Genomic DNA, 2503 nt, shown 5'->3' with positions numbered 1-2503 from the left:
CGACTGAGCTGCGGCGCCCGCCGCCGGCCCCTGCCCTCTCGTTCCGCTGCCGACACGGATGAAGCTCGCCCGGCGCCTCGACCGCATCGAGCCGTTCTACGTGATGGAGTGCGCCAAGGCAGCGGCGCGCATCGCTGCCAGCCCGGCCTGCGACCCGGCACGCGGCGGCGAGCCGATGATCTACCTGAACATCGGTGAACCCGACTTCACCGCGCCGGCGCCGGTGCTCGAGGCGGCGCAGCGCTGCCTCGCCGAGGGCCGCACGCAGTACACCCCGGCCACCGGGCTGCCTGCGCTGCGCGAGGCGCTGTCGCGCTGGTATGCGCAGCGCTTCGCGCTCGACATCGACCCGCAGCGCATCGTCATCACGGCCGGCGCGTCGGCCGCGCTGCAGCTCGCCTGCCTGGCGCTTTTCGAGTCCGGCGACGAGGTGCTGATGCCGGATCCGAGCTACCCCTGCAATCGCCATTTCGTCGCGGCGGCCGACGCCACGCCGGTGCTGCTGCCCTGTGGCCCGGCGCAGCGCTATCAGCTCGACGCCGCCGGGGTGGAGCGGGCCTGGAACGCGCGCACCCGCGGCGTGCTGCTGGCGTCGCCGTCCAACCCCACCGGCACCTCGATCGCCGCCGACGAGATGCAGCGCATCGCACAGGCGGTGCGCGCACGCGGCGGCGTCACGCTGGTCGACGAGATCTACCTGGGCCTGAGCTACGACGCCGCCTACGGCCGCTCCGCGCTCGCCCACGGCGACGACGTGGTGTCGATCAACAGCTTCTCCAAATACTTCAGCATGACCGGCTGGCGGCTGGGCTGGCTGGTGCTGCCGCCCGCGCTGGTGGCGCCGGTCGAGAAGCTGGCGCAGAACCTGTTCATCTGCCCGTCCAGCGTCGCGCAGCACGCGGCGCTGGCCTGCTTCGAGCCCGCATCGATCGCCGAGTACGAACGCCGCCGTGCCGCCTTCCGGGCCCGGCGCGACTACATCGTGCCCGCGCTCGCGTCGCTCGGCCTGCCGGTGCCGGTGCTGCCCGACGGCGCCTTCTATGCCTGGGCCGACTGCTCGACCCACGCCGGCAGCAGCTGGGACCTGGCGTTCGCGCTCATGGATTCGGCCCATGTCGCGCTGACGCCGGGGCGCGATTTCGGCCGGCACGGCACCGAACACCATCTGCGACTGTCCTTCGCCAGCGGCCTGCCGCAGCTCGAACAGGCCGTCGCGCGCCTGCGGCGCGTGCTGGCATGAGGGGCGCAGCGTGAGTTGCGTCACACACTCGGCCCGGCACGTGACACGCGGTTACCACGCCGTCCTGTGCCCCGTGCCTGCTTGGTTGAGGGGCTCCATGGCATCGTCTAAGCTCCGCGTCGTGGAAAGCGCTTCAACTCTCACGCCGCCCCCCGGCACGCTGCAGGAGGCGATCGACAACGCCGAGATCGAAGACACCGTGCTGATGGCGGAGCTGCCGTCCGAGGACGGCGCGAGCCGCGGGCCGCTACCCACCATCGGCCAGATCGGCCGCTACGCGCTGAAGTACCGCATCGGCGACGGGGGCCTCGGCACCGTGTACGCCGCCGACGACCCGCTGCTGTCGCGCCGCGTCGCGATCAAGACACTCAACCTGATGCCAGCCGGCGCGCGCACCCCGCTCGAGACCGACGCGCGCGAGCCCTTCAACGCGATCTTCCTGCACGAAGCGCGCGCCGCCGCCCACCTGAGCCACCCGCACATCGTGACGGTGTTCGACGCGGGCCTGAGCCCGCAGGGCGCCTACATCGCGATGGAGCTGCTGAAGGGCAAGGACCTGCGCGCACTGTTGAGCGACGGCTGGCGGCCGACAGTGGGCCAGGCGGTGCTGATCATCCGCCGCGTCGCCGACGCGCTGGCCTATGCGCACAGCAAGGGCATCGTCCACCGCGACATCAAGCCGGCCAACATCTTCATGGTCGGCCGCACCCAGCCCAAGGTGCTGGACTTCGGCATCGCCAGCGTCGCGCACGCGCGCGACAGCGGCGGTGCGGTCGGCGGCTCGCCGCACTACATGGCCCCAGAGCAGGTGCGCAACGAGCCGACCGACCGGCGCACCGACGTGTTCTCTCTCGGCGTCGTGCTCTACGAGTTGCTGACCGGGCACCGCGCGTTCGAGGGCGACTCGCTGGCCGCCATCACCGGCGCGGTATGCAGCTTCACGCCACCGATGGCCGACGAGGTGAGCACCGCCGTGCCGCCGGCACTGGCCTCGATCGCCGCGCGGGCCATGGCCAAGCGCCCGGAGGACCGGCCGCGTTCGGCCCGGGCGCTGTCGCGCGACCTGCACGAATGGCTGCAAGCCCACCCCGAAGCGCTGCAATCCGGTGAGGACGACGCGCCGACGGCCGAGCGCCGCTGGCCCCAGTGGGCCTTCGGCAGCCTGGCCCTGGTCGGCGCGGGCCTGATCGGCTTCGGGATCTGGCACGGCCTCGCGTCGGCGCCGGCCGGGCAGAGCCTGGCCGAACCGACGCCCGCCGCGTC

At 72.5% G+C, this 2503-nt stretch carries 2 protein-coding genes; both read left to right on the top strand.

What is annotated here, in order from left to right:
• Positions 1-58 precede the first annotated feature (58 nt).
• The gene (locus tag Y694_RS21250) at positions 59-1240 is read left to right on the top strand and encodes a pyridoxal phosphate-dependent aminotransferase (RefSeq protein WP_036236398.1); all 1182 of its coding nucleotides are present in this window, start codon (positions 59-61) and stop codon (positions 1238-1240) included.
• 97 nt (positions 1241-1337) lie between these two features.
• On the top strand, positions 1338-2503 hold a 1166-nt coding region (locus Y694_RS21245; protein ID WP_231497830.1), incomplete at its 3' end, for a serine/threonine-protein kinase.

Origin of the sequence: Methylibium sp. T29-B (genome assembly GCF_000576225.1) — a bacterium.
In the GTDB taxonomy this organism is placed as follows: domain Bacteria; phylum Pseudomonadota; class Gammaproteobacteria; order Burkholderiales; family Burkholderiaceae_C; genus Methylibium; species Methylibium petroleiphilum.
This window is presented reverse-complemented; position numbering and strand designations above follow the sequence as displayed.